At 36.6% G+C, this 20,960-nt stretch carries 13 protein-coding genes and 1 pseudogene; 9 read left to right on the plus strand and 5 right to left on the minus strand.

Annotated elements, in window-relative coordinates:
* Positions 1 to 21: 21 nt before the first annotated feature.
* Positions 22 to 948 (minus strand): LysR family transcriptional regulator, encoded by a 927-nt coding sequence (locus C3F22_RS04620; protein WP_005265716.1) that lies wholly within the window; start codon positions 946 to 948, stop codon positions 22 to 24.
* A 245-nt stretch (positions 949 to 1,193) separates the two neighbouring features.
* Here C3F22_RS04620 and C3F22_RS04625 point away from each other — a divergent pair, with 245 nt between their 5' ends.
* Positions 1,194 to 2,249 (plus strand): aromatic ring-hydroxylating oxygenase subunit alpha, encoded by a 1,056-nt coding sequence (locus tag C3F22_RS04625; RefSeq protein ID WP_005090794.1) that lies wholly within the window; start codon positions 1,194 to 1,196, stop codon positions 2,247 to 2,249.
* 142 nt (positions 2,250 to 2,391) lie between these two features.
* Entirely contained in the window at positions 2,392 to 3,543 is a 1,152-nt protein-coding gene (locus C3F22_RS04630) for an IS4-like element ISAbe18 family transposase (RefSeq protein WP_086044235.1), read from the plus strand.
* Positions 3,544 to 3,615: 72 nt separating this feature from the next.
* Here C3F22_RS04630 and C3F22_RS04635 read toward each other — a convergent pair whose 3' ends face one another.
* On the minus strand, positions 3,616 to 4,020 hold the full coding sequence (locus tag C3F22_RS04635; protein WP_104425919.1) for a DUF2147 domain-containing protein: 405 nt from the start codon (positions 4,018 to 4,020) through the stop codon (positions 3,616 to 3,618).
* Between the two features lie 300 nt (positions 4,021 to 4,320).
* Positions 4,321 to 4,464 (minus strand): annotated as a pseudogene (locus tag C3F22_RS04640) (integrase core domain-containing protein); the annotation flags it as partial.
* Positions 4,465 to 4,834: 370 nt separating this feature from the next.
* Here C3F22_RS04640 and C3F22_RS04645 point away from each other — a divergent pair.
* From C3F22_RS04645 to C3F22_RS04680, 7 genes are all read left to right on the plus strand, one after another.
* Positions 4,835 to 5,188 carry a helix-turn-helix domain-containing protein gene (locus C3F22_RS04645; protein ID WP_005103547.1) on the plus strand — a complete coding sequence of 118 codons (354 nt, stop codon included), beginning with the start codon at positions 4,835 to 4,837 and terminating at the stop codon, positions 5,186 to 5,188.
* Between the two features lie 310 nt (positions 5,189 to 5,498).
* Positions 5,499 to 7,832, plus strand: coding sequence for a type I restriction-modification system subunit M (locus C3F22_RS04650; protein ID WP_104425920.1), 2,334 nt, complete (start codon positions 5,499 to 5,501; stop codon positions 7,830 to 7,832).
* Positions 7,832 to 9,223, plus strand: coding sequence for a restriction endonuclease subunit S (locus C3F22_RS04655; protein ID WP_104425921.1), 1,392 nt, complete (start codon positions 7,832 to 7,834; stop codon positions 9,221 to 9,223). Before C3F22_RS04650 ends, C3F22_RS04655 begins: the two co-directional genes overlap by 1 nt.
* A 187-nt stretch (positions 9,224 to 9,410) precedes the next feature.
* On the plus strand, positions 9,411 to 10,328 hold the full coding sequence (locus tag C3F22_RS04665; protein WP_104425923.1) for an Abi family protein: 918 nt from the start codon (positions 9,411 to 9,413) through the stop codon (positions 10,326 to 10,328).
* Between the two features lie 33 nt (positions 10,329 to 10,361).
* A complete protein-coding gene (locus C3F22_RS04670) occupies positions 10,362 to 13,616 on the plus strand; it encodes a type I restriction endonuclease subunit R (protein ID WP_104425924.1) in 3,255 nt (1,084 codons plus the stop codon).
* A gap of 53 nt (positions 13,617 to 13,669) precedes the next feature.
* Entirely contained in the window at positions 13,670 to 15,550 is a 1,881-nt protein-coding gene (locus C3F22_RS04675; RefSeq protein WP_228203572.1) for an AAA family ATPase, read from the plus strand.
* Position 15,551: 1 nt separating this feature from the next.
* Positions 15,552 to 16,814: an McrC family protein gene (locus C3F22_RS04680; RefSeq protein WP_228203573.1), complete on the plus strand. Its 1,263-nt coding sequence runs from the start codon at positions 15,552 to 15,554 to the stop codon at positions 16,812 to 16,814.
* Between the two features lie 188 nt (positions 16,815 to 17,002).
* Here the strand turns inward: C3F22_RS04680 and C3F22_RS04685 are convergent, their stop codons facing one another.
* Both C3F22_RS04685 and C3F22_RS04690 read right to left on the minus strand, forming a co-directional pair.
* Entirely contained in the window at positions 17,003 to 18,988 is a 1,986-nt protein-coding gene (locus C3F22_RS04685; RefSeq protein WP_104425926.1) for a UvrD-helicase domain-containing protein, read from the minus strand.
* The gene (locus C3F22_RS04690; RefSeq protein ID WP_104425927.1) at positions 18,972 to 20,777 is read right to left on the minus strand and encodes an ATP-dependent nuclease; all 1,806 of its coding nucleotides are present in this window, start codon (positions 20,775 to 20,777) and stop codon (positions 18,972 to 18,974) included. The genes C3F22_RS04685 and C3F22_RS04690 overlap by 17 nt, the downstream gene beginning before the upstream one ends.
* Positions 20,778 to 20,960: the final 183 nt, after the last annotated feature.

Raw genomic sequence — 20,960 nt, forward strand, 5'->3', positions numbered from 1 at the left:
GAAGAGCAAAGGATTAAATGTTTAAGGAAGTTGCTTTAATTGCAATTTGATTTCTTCCATTTTTTCGACCAATAAATTTACCATTATTTGTGAAAGACGAGATGTTTGACGTTTTGAAGCGACGCACAGTGCAATGGTTAAACGATGCATACCTTTTTCACGAATGGGCTTAAATACGATCTTTTTTGAGTTTAAAAGTGGTAATGCATCCATATATGACATTAAGCCAATGCCTAATTGTTGTTGAATTAATGATGTTATCATTCTAATGTCATTACATTCTATCTTTTGTATAGGATTAAATTTGTGATGTTTATAGAGTGTATGTACATAATCACTGATGACTAAGGGCTCACTTGGCATGATATGACGCTCATTTAAAGTGTCAGATAAATAGATTTTATCCATGCCGGCTAAGGTGTGATGTGGTGATAAAACATAGCCTAAAGGAATTTCAATAAAGGATAAGATTTCTAATTGATTGTGACTTTTAGGATTTAAGATAATGCCAAAATCTAATTCTGCATCAATGATTTTTCTCGATATTTCTTCACTGCTATTCATACTGATATTGAGATTAATCCATGGATAGCTTTCAGCCATGCGTTGAATACAATCCACGACAAAACCATCATTTAGGGCAGAAATAAAACCCATTTCAATATTGCCGCGACTTAATCCTTGAATTTCATCAAATCGAATTCGAGTCAGCTGATATTCTTTTTGCCATTTAAGCAAATCAGCATAAAGTAATTCACCTGCTAACGTTAGCTTCAGCCCCTGCGGTAAACGCTCAAATAAAGCAACGCCTAACTCTTCTTCAGCAAGAACAATTTGCCGATGCACTGCAGAGACTGAAATAAAAAGCTGTTCTGCGGCTTTACGTAAACTGCCAGTACGGGCAACAGCCATAAAATATTCAGAAAATCGGGAAAAGGTAATCGACATACAGCTATTCAATCTCACGGGCAGTTTACAAAGTACTTATCCATGCTTAAGCGATTTTCATGCCATAACTTTTGATTTTTTCAATTCATTCTGCTTTTGTGTTCTAAAAAACAGAACATTGTATGCAAATCATTCTAATAGACAGAAATGCTATCCAAACGTATTTTTGACTTAGAAAAGAACGAATTAGCCCTAGTTACATGGCATAAAAGTTCTGCAAATAATGCGAATGTAGAGATTTAAAAATGAATGCGATTCCTGTACTGAATTTATTTACCCAACCACAATGCAGTTCATTTGATGCAAACGATTGGAATATTTTAGCGCAGCATTGGTACCCAGTTGCACGTACACAGGACGTTTCAGAACAACCGCAACAAGTACAATTACTTGATGTGAAAATGGCATTGTATAAAACTGAAAGTGGAAAAATTCATCTCGTGCGTGATATTTGCCCGCATCGTGGTGTGCCATTAACCAAAGGCTGGGTGAAAGGCGAAGAAATTATTTGCCCATACCACGGCCTACATTATAACGGTGAAGGAAAGTGTGTAAAAATTCCTGCACAGCCGGAACTTACACAAATTTCAGATCGTTTTTCACTGACCAAATTTCCAGTTGTAGAAAAATATGGACTTATTTGGACCAGTTTATTTAACCGCGATGTATCGAAAGCCAATTTTCCAGATTTAGACACGTGGGACAGTGAAGAACATCAGTCAATTCTCCCTCCATTTGTCGATATTGCTGGATCAAGTGGCCGTCAGCTTGAAGGCTTTATTGATGTTGCGCACTTTGCATGGGTACATAACCAAAGTTTTGCTGATCGTGAAAATCCTAAAGTACAAAAATATTCGACCGTTCGAACGGATTATGGCTTACATACAGAGTATGTGAGTGATGTCAGTAACTATCCGCATGGCTTACAACATTTAGCACCAGATGATTTTTTATGGAAACGTACTTTCGATGTCTATCCACCATTTTCAGCTATTTTGACTATCGACTTTCCTGAAAATGGCTTACTTAAAATTTTAAATGCGTGCTGTCCAGTTTCGCACAATAAAACGCGATTATTCGTTCCCTTAACTCGTAACTTTGATACTACAGGAGACTTACAGGCAGTTTATGATTTCAATGCACAAATCTTCGCTGAAGATCAGGACATGGTGGAAAGCCAAAAACCAGAAGAACTTCCTTTAGATATTTCAATGGAGGCACATTTTGAGGCAGATCGTTCATCAACCACTTACCGCCGAATTTTGGCAGAGTGGGGATTGAGCAAACGCTATACAGTTTAAAATATGAAATTTAATCATTATTGCTAAAAAAGCGACTCTTTTGAGCACTGCTGTCCCATAGTTTGCTTTAAATAAAAAAACCTGAGTCCTAACAGTTAAAATATGAGTGCAAACAAACACTTTAACGACTAGGATTCAGGTTTTGTCACATCAGAATACCGTATTTCATGAGCTAATTAAACCTGTTGTGCGACAGGATTTTGAACAACTTGCTAAAGTACACCATGTTGGACAGAAATTTAGAGCGGCTTCCCGGTGGGATCAGTTTATTGCCATATTGATGTCTCAATTCTCTTGTAGGCAAAGTCTGAGAGATATTCAATCCAATTTGGAGTGCCAACAGGAAAAGCTAAGTCATCTCGGAGCAAAGTCTACTCCCCGAAGCACGCTGGCACGAATCAATGAGCAGCAGCCTGCTGCCTTGTATCAACAGCTATTTTACAAGTTGCTTAAATACTATGAACACTCAAAAGTAGCTCATAAATTTCGCTTTAAGAATCCCTTGTATTCCTTGGATGCCAGTCATATTGACCTGTCGCTTTCCTTATGTGAATGGGCCAAAGTTCATGACTCAAAAGCCAGCATGAAACTCAGCATAGGATTGAATCACAGCAATGATATTCCTGAGTTTGTTGCAGTTGAAAATGGCAAAGAAAATGACATGGTACAAGGCCGCAAATTCCAGTTTCCTGCTGGCAGCATTGTAGTTTTTGATAAAGGCTATGTCGATTACCAATGGTATGCAAATCTGACCGCTCAAAACATTGGATTTGTTACACGTTTTAGGCCTAAATCTGTGTATCAGGTGATCCAGCAACATCCAGTGCTTGAATCCAAAGGTATTCTAAAAGATGAAACCATTCAGCTGAATAGCGCACATGCCCTAAAAAGAAAAGCCCCAGTGTTAAGAAGAATTGAATATAGAGATCAGCAAAGTGGCAAGCACTTTAGCTTTCTCAGCAATAACTTTCATTTAGCCGCCTCCACCATTGCGGCGATTTATAAAGATCGTTGGAAAGTTGAGCTGTTCTTTAAGGCGATTAAGCAGAATCTCAAATTAAAAGCGTTTCTAGGCCGCAGCAGGAACGCAATTCAGACACAAATCTGGATTGCGATGATCGCCTATTTATTGGTGAGTTTCGCTCAACATTTAGGGAAAACAGGTTGGACAGTTCAACGTTTACTCAGAATAATTCAAGTGAATTTGTTTGAAAGAAGAACTTTAAAAGCTTTATTTTCACCCGATAAAATACCCATAAAACAAGAGGAAGCTCAAATGAGCTTCCTCTTGTGAAAAATTGTGGGACAGCAATGCTCTTTTGAGTCGCTTTTTACTTACAGCATATGTTAAGTCTAGCGTTTAATATTAGTTCACACGAATCCATGTTTGGCTACGACCTAAAGCCGATACACCAATATAACCACGTCCATTTAAGGTACGGCCATCATTCGACATTTTGGCATTGAAGCTATAAGTCTTACCATTTTTAGGGTCAGTAATTTTACCGCCATCGTAGGTGTTTTTACCGGTATTTTTTAGTCCATGAACAATCTGAGCACCTAATAAAGGTTTGTTCTGATATTTACCTACACATTTGCTGCATTTCTGTGCTTCACCCGGTGTGAAAACATCAACGATTTTTGCAGAAAGCACGCCATTCGATGTCTCGGTAAATTGGACAACAGATAAAGGTTGCTTGGTTTTATCATCAATGGTTTTCCACTTTGTTCCATTGAGTGGATCAGCAGCGAGTGCTAGGGTTGAGACCAAGAATACTAAGAGTTGTTTTTATCATTTTAGAACCTCTATTTCGTGTTACGAGATGTGTGAGTTCGTCTTACTGATCAGCTCACACATGCCATGAAGAAAGTAAACATGTCGTTCAACTTTCAAGAGGAATCTTCGCAAATAAATAAGTATATATTGTGGATCTTTTATACACATTTTGATGATGTGAAGGCTCAATCGTGTAGAAATTTAGAGTTCGTGTTGAGCAATGTTATTGATTTAGAGGTGGTCCCACTTGTTTGAACAACTAAAAGCTTATTTATAAGTGATATTCTGCTCTAGTTAAGCTACCTTATTTTGTTGTGGTAGCTGGTCATAGTAAAACTCATCTGGAGTCATTTTGTCCAGACTCGAATGAGGTCGTTTCAAATTATAAAATTCAAAATAGGCATTTAATTGCTTTTTCGCATCAAAAACATTGCTATAAATGTGAGTGGTTTTTGATGAATTTGAATTCTTTTTAAACTAGGCTAAGGGTTTGCTTAGATAGATTTTTTTATTTAAGTTATTGATTCTTTGTTTTTGAATGTGACTGGTTTAACTGTGTTTTGTATTTTTCTTATTTTATTTATACGGAAGAGCGGCCAAGATTGAGTCCATCGGAAACTGATGATGGGACGTTCATTATGTTCAGTTTTAGCTAGGGTAAATGCGCATTTAGTTAGGCATAGATATTAACAAAGAACTGGCAACTAACATGAGAGCTGTGCCATATTTGGATCTAAAGATTTTGGTATTTTGACTAGATTTTTATATGACGGCGGCACAACACATAGCTAGATGAGGATAATAAATAATGAATTATTCCGAAAATGATAGTCCGATATATATTGCGTCAGTAATAGGTGAGCGCCTAAAACGCATCCGATTGAATCAAGATATGACACAAGCGGAGATTGCTAATAAAGCTTGGATTAGTCGGAGAGCTGTCCTTAATGCGGAGAAAGGCGACGTTCGACTAGTAGAGCTGATCGCTATTTTAGGTGCGCTCAATATGTTGGGTAATCTAGATCAATTGATACCTGAAGTATCATTTTCACCGATACAGTTGCTTAAGCTCAAAGGTAAAGTTCGCAAAAAAGCCTCAGGTAATAATAAACGAACTCAAAAACTGGTTATAAAGACCGCAAAGCCAGAATTAGATTGGTGATATACCTTCACGATAAAGAGCTTGATAGGTTTGAGGGAGTACCAAAATGGTATGGACAGACGTGAAGGGCTTACTAGAACAAACTTTTAATGATCGCTGTATTTTATATCAACCTTCAATCTGTCCCATTGCTCATTATTGAGCATAAAGCTAAAAATTTCTTTATTTTCAATAATACTTAAAAAACTCATAGGCATACTAATTAATATTCTTTTGTACAGTCTATCTCTAGCAAAACATGTTGTAAATCAGGCACAATGAAACTATAAATTTCAAGTTTTTATAGCCTGAGTGCTAGCGGTATTTTTTAATGACAAATAATAATTTTTCACAAGTAGCAGCTTTTATCTGGTCGGTTGCCGATCTCCTGCGTGGTGACTTCAAACAATCGCAATATGGTCGTGTGATTCTACCCTTTACACTGCTTCGCCGTCTGGAGTGTGTATTGGCGCCTACCAAATCGGATGTGTTGGTTGCTAATGAAAAAGAAAAACAAAAAGAAAAGCAACTTCCTGAAGATGCTAAAGAAAAGATATTGCTCAGAGCCACAGGTGGTTTGTCATTTTTCAATACCTCAGAACTGGATTTAGGCAGCCTGGGTCAAAAGGACATCCGTTCAAACCTCAATACTTATATTCAAAACTTCTCCAAAGACGCACGTGAAATCTTTGAACACTTCAAGTTCGACGAATTTATTGGTCTTCTGGATGATGCCAACTTGCTTTATAAAGTCGTTCAATATTTTTCAGACCCTAAAATTGATCTCAGTCCAAAAAATATATCTAACCATGAAATGGGCTTGGTGTTTGAAGAACTGATCCGCCGTTTTGCCGAAGGTTCAAATGAAACCGCAGGGGAACATTTTACCCCGCGTGACATCGTTCGTTTAACCACAGGCCTAGTATTCAGCAAGGATGATGACGTTCTGAATGGTGACGGTATCATCCGCACAATTTATGACCCGACGGCGGGTACGGGTGGATTTTTATCCTCAGGTTCAGAATATGTGTATGAGCATAATCCTGATGCGGTGATGCGGGTTTTTGGTCAGGAGTTAAACCCAGAGTCTTATGCGATCTGTAAAGCAGACATGCTAATTAAAGGTCAGGACGTGCGTAACATCAAACTCGGCAATACGCTGTCCAATGACCAGTTGGCGTATGAGAAGTTTGACTACATGCTGTCTAACCCGCCATTTGGAGTGGACTGGAAAAAGATCGAATCGGACATCAAAGACGAGCATGAGCAAAAAGGCTTTGAAGGTCGTTTTGGTGCAGGCTTGCCACGTGTATCGGATGGTTCTTTGCTGTTCCTGATGCATCTGATTAGCAAGATGCGCAATAAAGACGACGCCACGGCGCAAGGCAGTCGTATTGGTATTATCTTGAATGGTTCGCCATTGTTTACGGGCAGTGCGGGCAGTGGTGAAAGTGAAATCCGCCGTTATATTTTAGAAGCAGATTTGTTGGAAGCCATTATCGCGCTACCCACCGATATGTTCTATAACACCGGTATTGCGACTTATGTTTGGGTACTCAGCAATAAAAAAGAGACTCAACGTAAGGGCAAAGTACAGCTGATTGATGGTAGTAACCTGTACAGCAAAATGCGTAAGTCTCTTGGCTCTAAGCGTAATGAAATGAGCGAAGATGATATCGCGATGATTACCCGCAGTTATGGTGACTTTGAAGTGACGGATGCACGTGAACTGGATAAACCCGCAGAGGTTAAATCTAATCGTGGTCGTCAATCGGCTAATCCTAAAAATGAAGCTGCTAAAACCTTTTCTAGCAAAATCTTTAACAGTTACGAGTTTGGTTACCGCCGTGTGACCATTGAGCGTCCATTGCGTTTATCTGCTCAGGTAAGTGATGACGCCGTAGCATCGTTACGTTTTGCACCGAAGCCTTTTAATGCAGTGATGCAAAAAGTGTATGCGCAATACGCTACAACGTGGACAGAAGACAGCTATGGTCAGCTTGACGAGTTTGACGTGGAAATCCGTGCGCTGATTAAAGCTGAATTTAGCGAGCTGAAAGAAAAAGATATCAAGACCGTGCTTGAGCCAAAACTGTGGTTAGAACAGCGTTTATTGATGCGTAAAGCTGAAAGCCTGCAAACCAAGATTGGTACAGCGCAATGTGATGACTTTAATGCCTTTGATGATGTACTCAAGCAAGCGTTAAAAGATGCCAATGTGAAGCTTGAGACTAAAGAGAAGAAGCAATTTATTGATGCCATTACCTGGAAGAATGCTGATGCTGAGCCAGTTGTGAACAAAGTGGTGAAAGGCGCAGAAAATCGGCTATATGGTCAGTTTAGCTATAAAGGCAAAGTGGTTGAGTTTGTACAGGATGGTGATTTGCGTGATGCGGAGAACATTGCCCTTGACCCAAGCCAAAGCACCACCGATTTAATCGAGTCTTACTTTAAGCGTGAGGTGCAACCGCATGTACCTGATGCATGGATTAATGCCGATAAGCGTGATGCACAAGATAGCGAAATTGGCATTGTCGGTTATGAGATTCCGTTTAACCGTCATTTTTATGTGTATGAACCACCACGTGATTTAAGCGAGATTGATGCGGATTTAGATGCGGTCAGCCGTGAAATTATGGCACTGCTTCAAGAGGTGCATTCTTAATGGCGAAGTATCAGAAATATGCTAAATATAAAGATTCAGGTGTTGAATGGTTAGTGGAAATTCCTAGTCATTGGGATGCAATTCGATTAAAGCATTTGATAGTAGGCAATCTAGTTTATGGTGCAAATGAGGCTGCTGAAGACGATAATCCCAATAATCCTCGATATATTCGTATTACCGATATGAATAATGATGGCTCATTAGATCCAAATACTTTTAGATCGTTGCCATATCATATTGCTGAGAACTACCTGTTAGAAGATGGGGATATTCTATTAGCAAGAAGTGGAGCAACAGTAGGAAAGTCTTTTTTATTCAAGGATGAGTTTGGAGTAAGTTGTTTTGCAGGTTATCTCATTCGTGCTCGACCAGATTGTCGAAAATTAAATTCACAATTTGCTTATTGGTTTTTTCAGTCTGATTCATATTGGAAGTACATATCAGGATCACAAATTCAATCTACGATTCAAAATGTTAGTGCTGAAAAATATGGAGATTTATATTTATCTCTACCTGAGAAATTAAATCATCAAAAAATTATAGCTAATTTCCTCAACCATGAAACCGCAAAAATTGACAGCTTAATTGCCAAACAAGAAAAGCTGATTGAACTGCTAAAAGAAAAGCGTCAAGCAGTGATTAGCCATGCAGTCACCAAAGGTTTAAATCCTGATGTAAAACTGAAAGATTCAGGCGTGGAATGGTTGGGGCAAGTGCCTGAGCATTGGGGTGTTTCAAGACTTAAAAATATTATTCGTTCTTTAGAATCAGGTTGTAGTGTAAATGCTGCTGATATTCCTGCTCAAAGTAATGAATTAGGGGTATTGAAGACTAGTTGTGTTTATACCCGTAGTTTCCGAATCGAGGAAAATAAGACAGTAGTCCCTGAAGATATTCATCGTGTGAAATGTAAAGTCCGTAAAGGGGCGATTATTATCAGTCGTATGAATACACCTGAATTAGTTGGAGCTAGTGCATTAGTAAAAGTCGAGGCTGATAATATCTACTTGCCAGATAGACTCTGGCAAACAATATTTTTTGAAAATATTGATATAGATGCTGAGTATTTATCTCATTTTATGACTGTTCAAGGGTTTAGGGATCAGATTGCTTTAGGGGCTGAAGGTGCCAGTAGCAGTATGCAGAATATTGCAAAAGAAGATTATCTAAATATAAATTGTTTAGTACCTCCTTTAGAAGAACAAATTCAAATTCGAGCCTTTATTGAACAGAAACTTGCAGTATTGAGTAACTTAAATATGAAAGCTCAAGAAGCAGTGGAACGACTTAAAGAACGCCGTACAGCCCTTATTTCATCTGCGGTTACAGGAAAAATTGACGTACACAACTGGCAACACCCCAATGAGGCTAAAACGGAGTTTAGCGCATGAATATTCTCAGTTGCCTCAAACAAATGTGGAATCAAGCAGATACAAAAAATCATTGCATAAATAATTGCAATGATTCACTATATGCTCAACAACACCCGACAAGGCTAGGCAAGCAATTGCATCCTCAAACTGTCGGGTTACTTGTTTCTGGAGCCCTAAAAAATATAACAATCAGGGCAAGCCATCTATGAAATCTTTTAACAAGCCCGCCAAAACCTTTGCTGAACAAATTGAGCTATTAAAAGCGCGTGGTATGCAATTTGCCAATGAGCAAGATGCACAATTTTACCTAGAGCAAATCAATTATTATCGCTTAGGTGCCTACTGGCTTCCGTTTGAACATACCCACTCACCACATTGCTTTAAACTAGATACCAGTTTTGAACAGGTGTTAGCGCTGTATGTATTTGATCGTGAATTAAGGTTACTCATCCTGGATGCCATAGAACGCCTGGAAGTTGCCGTTCGCACCCGTTTCGCCTATGAATTGGCACATCGGCATGGTTGTCACGCCTATCTGCAAGGGCAGTACTTTAAACCCGCCTTTAGATGGCACAGCTTACTCGAATCACTGAAAACTGAAGTGTCCCGCGCAGATGAAGTCTTTATAGAACACTATAAACGTAACTATGATGAGCCTGAATTACCACCGATTTGGGCAACCTGCGAAGTCATGAGTTTTGGGCAACTGTCCAAATGGTATCAGCTCTTGGCACCGATTCAGACACGTAAAGCCATTTCCAGTCATTTTGATTGCGATGAAAAACAGTTTGAAGGGCTGTTACAGCACTTTGTCTACCTAAGAAATACCTGTGCCCATCATTCAAGACTATGGAACCGAAAATTTACCAAAACCATTGCCAAGCCACGCAGTAAGCCAATGGGGCTTCGGGTGCAATGCAATTTTGAAAATACCAACGCAGCAGATCGAAAAATTTATAACAGTCTGGTATTTCTACTCTATTTCATGGACAAAATCGCCCCGCAGCATACATGGCGTAAACGTCTGGTTGATCTGCTTTTGACACATCACAACATATCAAAAACAGCGATGGGCTTCCCTGAAGATTGGCAAAGCTATCCAGTTTGGCAAATAGAACAGTAATAAAGAAATTTGAGTATTTAGGGGTAGGGGAACATGAGATCGGATGCAACTTTAGAAACTATCTTCCAGCAAGATATTATTGTGCAAATGCAATCGCATGGTTGGATTGTGGGTTCTGGGCAAGGCTACAATTGTGAAAAAGCCCTGTATGAGCAAGACGTACTCGACTTTGTACAAAAGACCCAACAGGTCGAGTGGCAGAAATTTAAAAACATCTTCCCGAATGATACCGAACGCCATTTTTTAGATACCGTCGTGGCTCAGCTTAAAAAAGCCGATATCAATGCCACCGATGTTGAATCCCGCAGTTATGGCACATTGGGCATACTCCGTCATGGCATCAAGACCCGTGGCACACGCTTTTCATTCTGTCAGTTTAAACCTGAACATGGTTTAAACCCCGAACTGAATCAGCGCTATCAGCAAAATATCTGCCGTGTCGTGCCTGAACTGGTGTATAGCCCATACACATCCAAAGCTGAATTAGAGGCAACAGGCAAGCAAGCCAAAAAATGGCGGATTGACCTGGTACTGTTTATCAACGGCTTTCCTGTGGCAACTCTGGAGCTCAAGTCCGAGTTTAAACAGGCTGTGCAAAATGCCATGACACAGTACCGAAAAACCCGATTGCCCAAAGACCCTGAAACCAATAAGCCTGAACCCTTGCTGATGTTTAAGCGTGGGGCATTGGTGCATTTTGCCGTCAGTCAGTATGAAGTCTATATGGCGACGCATTTAAATGGTGACAGAACCTACTTCCTACCATTTAACAAAGGTACCAAAGATCAAGGTGCAGGCAATGATGTGCCTGAAGATGTGAATGAATATGCCACAGGCTATTTATGGAATGAAGTCCTAACCCCAGATAGCTTGCTGAATATTTTGGGTAACTTTATTCATTTACAGATTGAAGAAAAGGAAGACTGGGAAGGGCGCAAATACAAAAAAGAAAGCCTGATCTTCCCCCGTTATCACCAATGGAAAGTGGTGAATAACTTGGTTAAAGATTCATTGGCTGAAGGCACAGGACAAAAATACCTGATTCAGCACAGTGCAGGTTCAGGTAAATCCAACTCGATTGCATGGACGGCGCATCAGTTGTCCAGTCTGTATGATGCCAACAATAAAAAGATGTTTGATTCTGTAATTGTGGTCACAGACCGAACCATTCTGGATGCACAGCTACAAGATACCATTTATCAGTTTGAACATGCCGATGGTGTCGTGGGGCGGATTAACAATAAAGAAGGTGATGGCTCAAAATCCGAGAAACTGGCCAAAGCCTTGGAAATGGCCCAGCCGATTATCATCGTCACCATTCAGACCTTCCCGTTTGTACTGCGTGCTATTGAAAACAGCGCCAGTTTAAAAGAACGTAAATACGCCGTCATTGCCGATGAAGCCCATTCATCGCAAAGCGGTTCCACGGCGCGTCAGCTCAAAGAAACTTTGATGATTGAAGAGCGTGATGAAGATGAACAGCTTTCTTCTGAAGATGTACTCGATGCGGTGATGGCATCACGTAAGGGCAGTGCAAACCTAAGCTTCTATGCCTTTACCGCAACCCCAAAGGATAAAACCTTACAACTGTTTGGACGCTTGCCCGATCCAAGCATGCCGCCGTCTAAAACCAATATTCCTGTGGCATATCATGTCTATTCAATGCGCCAAGCGATTGAAGAAGGATTTATTTTGGATGTGCTGAAGAATTACACCAACTATAAAGTGATCTATAAGCTGAAGCAGAAGATCGAAGAAAAAGATGCTCAGGTCGATGCCAAGAAGGCCAAGACCAAGCTGAATCAGTGGGTACGCTTACACGATCATAATATTTCGCAAAAAGTGCATATCATCATTGAGCATTTTAAGAAAAATATTATGGGTTTACTCGGTGGACAAGCCAAAGCCATGGTGGTGACCAGTTCTCGTAAAGAAGCGGTACGCTATAAACAAGCCTTTGATAAATACATTACTGAACAGAACTATGCCAACATTCAAGCCATGGTGGCATTCTCAGGCGATGTAGAATTTAATGCCAATGATGCAGACAGTAGTCATCTGTTAGGTCAAAAATTTACCGAAAGCAATATGAACCCGAATATGAAAGGTCGTGAGATGCGTAAGGCATTCGATAGCGATGACTTTCAGGTGATGATTGTGGCAAATAAGTTCCAGACCGGCTTTGATCAGCCGAAACTGTGTGCCATGTACGTGGATAAGAAATTGGGTGGGGTGGAGTGTGTACAGACCTTATCGCGCTTAAACCGGACTTATCCGGGTAAAGCGGAGTCAGGCACCTTTGTTCTGGATTTCTTTAACGATCCACAAGACATTCTGGATGCTTTCCAGCCATATTATCAAACAGCGGGACTGGCGGATGTATCCAATCCTGATCAGGTTTATGATCTGTTTGAAAAGCTGAAAGCCTCAGGCATTTTCCTCTGGACTGAGGTAGAACAGTTCGTTGAGGCCTTCTACAGCAAAAATAAATCCAGTGCAGCACTCGCTAACATCTGTAAGCCCGCTTTACAACGTTGGCAGCATCGCTATAAACAAGCCATCAATGATTATGATGTCACCAAGAACCGTTTAGAACGCTGTAAACAGACAGGTGACGCCGTACTGATTGCCAATGCTGAAAACGAATTTGCTGAAGCGAAGAAAGCCCGTGATGCTCTGGAAATCTTCAAAAAGGATTTAGGCAGTTTCACCCGTTTCTATGAATTTATGTCTCAAATCGTGGAATATGATGATCAAGAACTTGAGAAGCTCAGTCTTTTTGCGCGTAACTTACGCCCAATGCTGCGTGAACAAGCTGCAGATGAAGATGAGATTGATCTGAGCAATGTGGCGATGAGCCATTACCGCTTGTCTAAGTTACGTCAGCAAGATATTCAGCTTAAAGCAGACAGTACTGAGCATAAACTTGAACCTGGGAATAATTTGGGTACAGCCAAGGCGAAAGACAAGAAAGAAGACTTCCTGTCGGTGATCTTAAGCCGCGTGAATGAGATCTTTATCACGGATAAGCTGACTGATAAAGACATGATTAATTATGTTCATACCGTGGCAGATAAGATGTCTGAGAACATACGGATGATGAAGCAGATTCAGAACAACACGCGTGAGCAGGCGATGCTCGGTGAGTTTGATACGGCGCTTGATGACGCCGTCTTGGATAGCAATGATGCCCATACTGAGCAGATGACACAGCTCATGAGTGATCCAACGAAGATGAAGCAGTTTGCACATATTATTTATGATGTGTTGGTGAATAGAGAACGTTAGGTTTTGTTATAAATAAAGATATTTCAGAGTAAAAAAATATGAATTTTTGGCATATGCAGATTCATCCTAGTGATAAAGAAGCTGTTAACCGTACTGAAGCAAAAAGAATTCTTCTCGAAAATGGTGTTATAGGTTTAGGGAATCAATGGCCGAATGATAGAGGACAACCACAAAAATTTAATACGGATGTCCAGATAGGCGATGTTGTACTCATTAGAAGCGATGGTCCACTTGCTCTAGTAAAAGTAATAAGTGAATGCTATGAGAATGTAGATAATAGTATTTGGTTCGATTTGGTTAGAAAGATAGAAATTTTATCGCTAGAAGGCAGTTTATATAAAGGAAAATTTAAGAAATATTATCACGGTAGTTGGAATGATTCTTTATATTTACCCACAACTATTGAAATAGCTAATAATTCAGACTTTATTAAATTTTGGTATCAAGATATAAATGGAAAAGTGGTAATGGATAATACGATTAATTTACTTACTTATAAGTACCAAATAATTTTACAAGGTCCTCCAGGAACGGGGAAAACTCGTTTAGCAAAATTGATCGCTGAAGACATGATCAAACCAAACGTGCTTGGTCATCCAGAAGAAATTATCGATAGTGAACTAAAAAAATTTGATCCGACTAGCGATCATATTCAAGCCACTAGAAAACTCCATCAACGTCTTCGTAATGAGTTTTTAGAACAATTTCCTAAAGAAAGTTTAGACCAGCAATTAACTTTATATAAATATTGTACTGGTACAGGTGAGCGAGATAACTTTTGTTGGTGGATTGAGAGAGGACTTCAACCTTTGGGGTACTATTTCCCAGGATCATCTCGTTCATACCAAATCTATTGGAAAAAGAGTACACAGGAATATAGTAAGCACGGATTTATTAAAAATGTCACTGATGATGAAGCTGCGATGAAAGAAGTAGCACAAAAACTTCATAATTTGGTAAATCAAAAAAATCTTGATGAGGTTGTCAAGTATTTCGGTGATAGCTTCATGTTAAAAATTTTAAATACATACTATCCAACAGAATATTTTCCTATAAATAGTGAAAAAATGATTAACCATGCTTTAAAAGTTTTTAAATTTGATTGCTCAGCTCTAAATTTATTTGAGAAAAATAAAAAGCTTTATGAAATTTATCTGGATAAAAAAACAAAATTTAATTTAGATATTTCAGTTTTTGAATTCTCAAATATTTTGTCTACCAATTTTAATTTAAAAACTGGAGAAGATATTAGTGAAAAAAATGAAGTGATTAGCCAAGGTGAATATCAAATTATACAATTCCATCCAGCATATTCTTATGAGGATTTTGTAAGAGGGATTGTTGCAGAAACTGATGATAATGGAAGTATATCTTATAACGTAGAAAATAAAATATTAGCAGATTTTGCAAAAAAAGCTCAAGAAAATCCAAATGGAAAGTATGTATTAATCATTGATGAAATTAATAGAGCCAATTTACCTTCAGTACTTGGTGAACTTATTTATGCTCTAGAGTATAGAGGAGAATCAGTGGTATCTATGTATGAATATGGGGATAGTGGAAGGGAGATTATTCTCCCTAAAAACCTATATATCATTGGCACAATGAACACTGCTGATCGATCTGTAGGACATATCGATTATGCAATAAGAAGGCGATTTGCATTTGTTGATGTGCGACCAAATGAGTCCATTATTGAAAATCAAAAAGCTAAAAATCTTTTCAAAAATGTAGATTCATTATTTAAAGAACATCTGTCACCCGATTTCCAGAAAGATGATGTCATGATTGGGCATAGTTATTTTTTAGTCCAAGATGACAATAAACTAAAAATTAAATTGGATTATGAAATTAAACCAATTTTAAAAGAATATTTGAAAGATGGGATTTTACTAGAGTCTGCTGCAGCACATATTGAGAACTTAAAGGTCTAAAGTGAATTTACAACAAACATTTGAACATTTGCCTCTTAATATCACAGTAGATAATTTGGCTAATGTCAAAGAAATTATTTTTTGTGATAATAAGGAAAAAAAGTGTATAGAGCTTAAATTTAGTCAAGGTGGTATTACCTTACATACTAATTATTATGTTGGTGTTGATTGGCTTAAAAAGAATGACACAGCTATTTATGTAGCTCCAAAATTGAATGAGGAGACAAAAGAAACTGACTATTTCCAGATGTTATTCTCATGTATGAAACATTCTGATATATCAGCGTATTCAAAGGATTTGTACGAAATTAAGTTTGATGAACCATATATCGAGATCAATCAGAAACAGGATTTAATTACACCACTGTTAATGATCAGGTATCTGCAAGTTTTAAAATCTGTAGTTCGAAAAGGGTTAAAAAAGTCATATTACCGAGTAGAACAGAATTTAAGTTCTAAGATCAAAGGTAAGGTGCTTGTCTCAAAGACTTTAAAACAAAATATCTTAAAGAACAGACCTAATAAGACTATATGTAATTTTGAAGTCTATGGTGTCGATTCTATTGAAAATAAAATTTTAAAGTCTGCTTTGAAATTTGCAGAGATGTATTTGGCAAAATATCGGCAATTTTCGGATTATTTTTTGCCTCTAATAAGCTTTTGTAAACCAGCTTTTCATGAAGTAGATGATAAGAATTTTGATCTTCATTTAACTAAACAAACGAAAATAAATGCTTTTTATAAGGAATATAAAGAAGCACTCGATTTAGCAAGAATGATCATAAAGAGATTTGGTTACAATCTTAAGGAAATTGATGACAAGGTAGTAAGTGTTCCACCTTTTTGGATTGATATGCCAAAGCTCTTTGAACTTTATGTATTAGGGCTACTAAAAGAGAAATATGGTAAGAAAATTCATTTTCAGGAAAAAGCCAATTATGGTGAACCAGATTTTCTATTAATTACTGAATCTGAAAAAATAGTGATTGATACAAAATATAAGCAGCTCTATCAGGATAATGAGAAAAATAGGGGGCGATACAATTCTGATGATATAAGACAAATTGCAGGATATGCTCGTGATAAAAAAATTCTGAAATGCTTTGGTTATAGTGGTGAAGAAATGGAGAATATTGTTGTAGATTGTTTAATTATTTATCCAGATCAACGATCTTTCGAACAATTACCCAAATTATTAAAAGCTCAGCCAATTGATCAATTTATAAAATTTTATAAGATGCCTATCAAATTACCTACATTATAGTTTTATATTTTGAATAGTAGTTTTAAATATTTTGTTACATTTGTGGTGGAATATCTACGGTTGATAATAAATTTAATAGCTTCATCTTTAAACATCTGGGATGTATCCTTGTCCACTCATAATGTTCTCTCCTATGTGAAATGAATAGTCAAAATTTGTCTAGGAGCGGGGCAGACCAAGATTAATCACTATTCAATATTTTTAACTTCCCATATATTTCGATCTATTGTGTTTAGGTATTGTTCAAATCTATTTTTGTGTATTGCTATACATAGTAGCTGAGTTGCTCGTGAAAACCCTACATATGCCATTTTTGTTGATTGTTTCGCTCTTTCAGTGGTTAGATTAAAGGGATTTCCTAAAAATTGATTTGCAAGTCTTTGCGACTCGTAAGATTTAGCATTACTGCCTTTTCCATCTTCATAATAATATGATTCTAAATATAGTGTTGCATCATGTGTTTGACCTTTAACAGAATGAACACTAGTAATTTCAATTTTTAGATCATTTTCTTCAATAATATTTGAAGTAGAAGTTTGATTGTTACTAGTTTGGTCAATACCAGTTGTATCATTGTTAATAAAATTACTGCACGTTAAAGAAAGACTATAATTTTCTTTAAAATAAGAAAGGAATACAGGAATATAAGTTTGTAAATCAGACAAAGCCTGATTCGGTTCATTTTTAATTATCTTTAAACAAATTTGATATACTTTTAAGTTTAAATCTGCATAATTTTGCTCTGAATTTACCTTTAGGTAATTAATTAAATTTAAAATAGTATAAAGACGATTTTCATTTGTCGAAATCTTTTCGATTCTTAAGATCTTAAGTAGAGCATGAAAAATATTTTTTCTAATCATAGATAGAGTGGTGTACTTTTTATCATAGAAATGAAGGTAACTTTTTAAGCATTTATAATCCTCTTTAGGTTTTTGTTCATTTTTTTTAAAAACTTGATGATAATCTTCTAATCTAAGTTTAGACGGGTTAGTACGACTAGCTTCATCTTCTTTCCAATCGGTATTCCAACTTATGACTTTTATTTCTAGAGGTTTATCTTGACGAAAGTTTAGTTCACCAGAACCTTTATATTGTTGTACAAGTTGAGAAAAATGTGGGATAACGTTCTTAATAGATGAATCTGAAAATAATAATATATGCGGTTTAAGCTGGCATTCATTCATTCCTATTATGCTTGAGCAGTGTTCAGGATATAGTGCAAAATTTTTAACAATATTTGCGATTGGTCTACTTAAACGCTGGCTATTTGAAAGGTGAAAAACATTGTCCCTATCTTGCCAAATTGATTCAGTTTTTATTGAATTATAAATAGATTGATTTTTGTCTCCTATTCTTTGAATTGTACTATTTGTATCCTTATTTTCTGTAAATATATTTTCAATGAGCTCATATTGGTGAGTATCCATGTCTTGCACTTCATCAATAAATATGTATTGAAACCTTTTATTAATAATTTTGTAAATAATAGGATAATTACTTAGATATTTTTGTGCTAAAGCATAGCAATCGCTAAAGCTAAGAATGCCAGTTTTTAGTAAATTAAGTTTTATGTTTGCTAATTCTTTATATGTAGTTGTATGGTTACCAATTTTTGGAATATTTACTTCTTTATTACTCCAAAAATGCTGAAATATTTCTTTATTACTTATAAATGAATTACTTAATATGTCAATATAATTTATGCCACGTTTTGAAAGAGCTATTTTTGTATTGTATGGAAGAGCAAATTCTATTTGTTCTGCATATATTTCATTATCAATACGTAGTGGTTTTTTCTTAAGTTTAAAATTATAATAAGGAATAGCTAAAAACTCATTTACAAAACTTTGTATCGTTCCAATAAAATTGGGATAACGAAAAAGCTTTGGGCAGTATTGATGAATTTTTTCTTTAATTTCGTCTACGGCTGCATTGGTATGAGATAGAACTAAAATTCCTGAACCATCAGATAAAGGGAGCTTAGTTTCTAAAATTAATAATTTTGCCAAAAGAGCTGTTGTTTTTCCACTACCAGGAACAGCTTGTAAATCTATCGTAGATAAATTACGGATAAAGTCGCGTCGCTCATCATCAAAAACTTTACCTTTAGGTAGTAAAATTTTTTCAGAGTAATCTATATCTTCATCTGTAATTTCAATTGTTTGTGACATATTCAATCGCCTCGATTAAATAATAAATACTGTCTGTCGATTCAGTTTCATGAAGATTTAATGTTCTGTCAGGTTCGTGCTTGTTCATTTCTTTATCTAATTCATGAGCTAAACGATAAGCTATTTCTGTTTTTTTTAGCCCTTGATTGATGAGTTTTTTTGCGAGTTCTAATTCAAAGTTTGAGTCCCATTTGGTTTTTGTATGTATAGCTTTAGAATGTTTCTGAAATAATGCTGACAGTTTTTTAGATTTGAAAATAGAATATTCTAAAGTCCATTGTTTAGCGGCGTAATATTTAACATTTTGATTCGATTTTTCATTAATTTCTTTAATTTTATTAGCGATTTCACCTTCTAGTACTTTAGATGATTTGGGACAGTAGTCTTCGCCAACTTTTTCATAAGTTCTTACATCAGAATCCGTAATCACCGCAACAGGAATAGTCATATGAGATTCTTGCTTTCGAAGAAAAATATCGACAAAGTGTTGAAAACCAACACCACCAATATTAACGACAGAAATGCCTTTTGCCGTTAAATCTTTTCCTATAGCTTTTGCGAAACTTGGAATTAAAATTTCTTCCGCCCATCCTTCTACTAGAATCACTCCTTTAGCAAAGAAGAGGTTTGTCTTAGTAGTGTCGAGAAATTTTTCTAGATATTTATAGCTATCAGGCTCTAGCATTGTGTATTCTTTCCCTAAAGGAAAAGCATTGCCTTTATTACATAGAATTAAATTTTCTAATTTAACTTTTGATGCTAAATTGGGACTATGTGTTGAAATAATTAATTGAATATTTGTTTGTCTTTGTAATGCTTCAATCACTTGCATTTGGGCTTGCGGATGTAGGTGAGCCTCTAACTCTTCAATTAATCCTAAACGTAACCCATGCCAATCTTCTTTATTTAAGTGAAGTAACTCTGCAGCCATAAAAAGTCGATTTAAAGTGCCTAAACCTACATTTCTTTGTGATTCTAAAAAAAGAGAAAACTTTTCTAAAATACTTTTTAATTCTGTTGACGAAACATTAAATTCAGTGAAAATGCCTTCATTGTAGAAATTTTTAATGTAACCATCAATTTTGTCTTTAATTGTCTTCCCATCATCATAAGTTTTTGTTACTGGATTACCATCTTTGTCGATAAAACTTATTTCTTCACCTTTAAAATATTTTTTTAAATTTGTATTCAGACCTTCAAACATATGAACAAGTTCATGATTTTTATCTTTGTTTTTAAAAGTAGGATCACCTAATAAAATTTGGGAAAGTCGAGAATTTCGTTTTGAGATCAACTCATTTTCAGCATCTCTTAAAGGTCTTAAATATGTTGTTTTTAGATATTCTTTTGATTCAGCCGTTAATAGATAACCCTCTGAATCAGCACCTGCTTTTATATCTGAAGGAGTAATTTTTTTATCATTGCGAGTGACATCATAATTTAATTTTAAGAATGTTTTAGCATCAGCTCCAGTACCTTTCCAGCCTAACCATTCTGTAAAGTTTTTAGCTTCATCATCAGTTAAATCATAAAATTCAAGTTCAATCCTAAATCGTGTAGAACCGTCAAAAAAGTCTTTCTCTTCTACCTTGATGTAATCGTAGCTATGAGTTTTTAAAACCAATTTAATGGCATCTATGATTGCCGTTTTTCCCGAATCATTTTCACCAATTAGCACATTTAGACCTTTGGTAAAATTAAGGTCTAAATTAGGTTTAGTTAGATCAAAAGTATTTCCAACTACTCCATATTTTCTAAAATTCCAAAGTTTTATATTTGATAAGTACATAATTTATGTTGTTTGGAGTAAATTTTTGTATATATTATTTATATCATAAGTTTGTGTGCAAAATACTGGATAAAACGACCACCCATTCCTGTTCCTGCCATACCAGTCAATCCTGTTCGTGCTATACCACTTTAATTATAATAAAAGGGAGAATGGTATAGACCAAAGCTCCCTTAACTGAAT

It is taken from the genome of Acinetobacter sp. ACNIH1 (genome assembly GCF_002934695.1).
Classification (GTDB): domain Bacteria; phylum Pseudomonadota; class Gammaproteobacteria; order Pseudomonadales; family Moraxellaceae; genus Acinetobacter; species Acinetobacter variabilis.

What these genes read in the sequence shown, in the direction of transcription:
- C3F22_RS04620 (WP_005265716.1), bottom strand. Translation starts at nt 948, where the DNA reads ATGTCGATTACCTTTTCCCGATTTTCTGAATATTTTATGGCTGTTGCC.
- C3F22_RS04625 (WP_005090794.1), top strand. Translation starts at nt 1,194, where the DNA reads ATGAATGCGATTCCTGTACTGAATTTATTTACCCAACCACAATGCAGT.
- C3F22_RS04645 (WP_005103547.1), top strand. Translation starts at nt 4,835, where the DNA reads ATGAATTATTCCGAAAATGATAGTCCGATATATATTGCGTCAGTAATA.
- C3F22_RS04650 (WP_104425920.1), top strand. Translation starts at nt 5,499, where the DNA reads ATGACAAATAATAATTTTTCACAAGTAGCAGCTTTTATCTGGTCGGTT.
- C3F22_RS04655 (WP_104425921.1), top strand. Translation starts at nt 7,832, where the DNA reads ATGGCGAAGTATCAGAAATATGCTAAATATAAAGATTCAGGTGTTGAA.
- C3F22_RS04665 (WP_104425923.1), top strand. Translation starts at nt 9,411, where the DNA reads ATGAAATCTTTTAACAAGCCCGCCAAAACCTTTGCTGAACAAATTGAG.
- C3F22_RS04670 (WP_104425924.1), top strand. Translation starts at nt 10,362, where the DNA reads ATGAGATCGGATGCAACTTTAGAAACTATCTTCCAGCAAGATATTATT.
- C3F22_RS04675 (WP_228203572.1), top strand. Translation starts at nt 13,670, where the DNA reads ATGCAGATTCATCCTAGTGATAAAGAAGCTGTTAACCGTACTGAAGCA.
- C3F22_RS04685 (WP_104425926.1), bottom strand. Translation starts at nt 18,988, where the DNA reads ATGTCACAAACAATTGAAATTACAGATGAAGATATAGATTACTCTGAA.
- C3F22_RS04690 (WP_104425927.1), bottom strand. Translation starts at nt 20,777, where the DNA reads ATGTACTTATCAAATATAAAACTTTGGAATTTTAGAAAATATGGAGTA.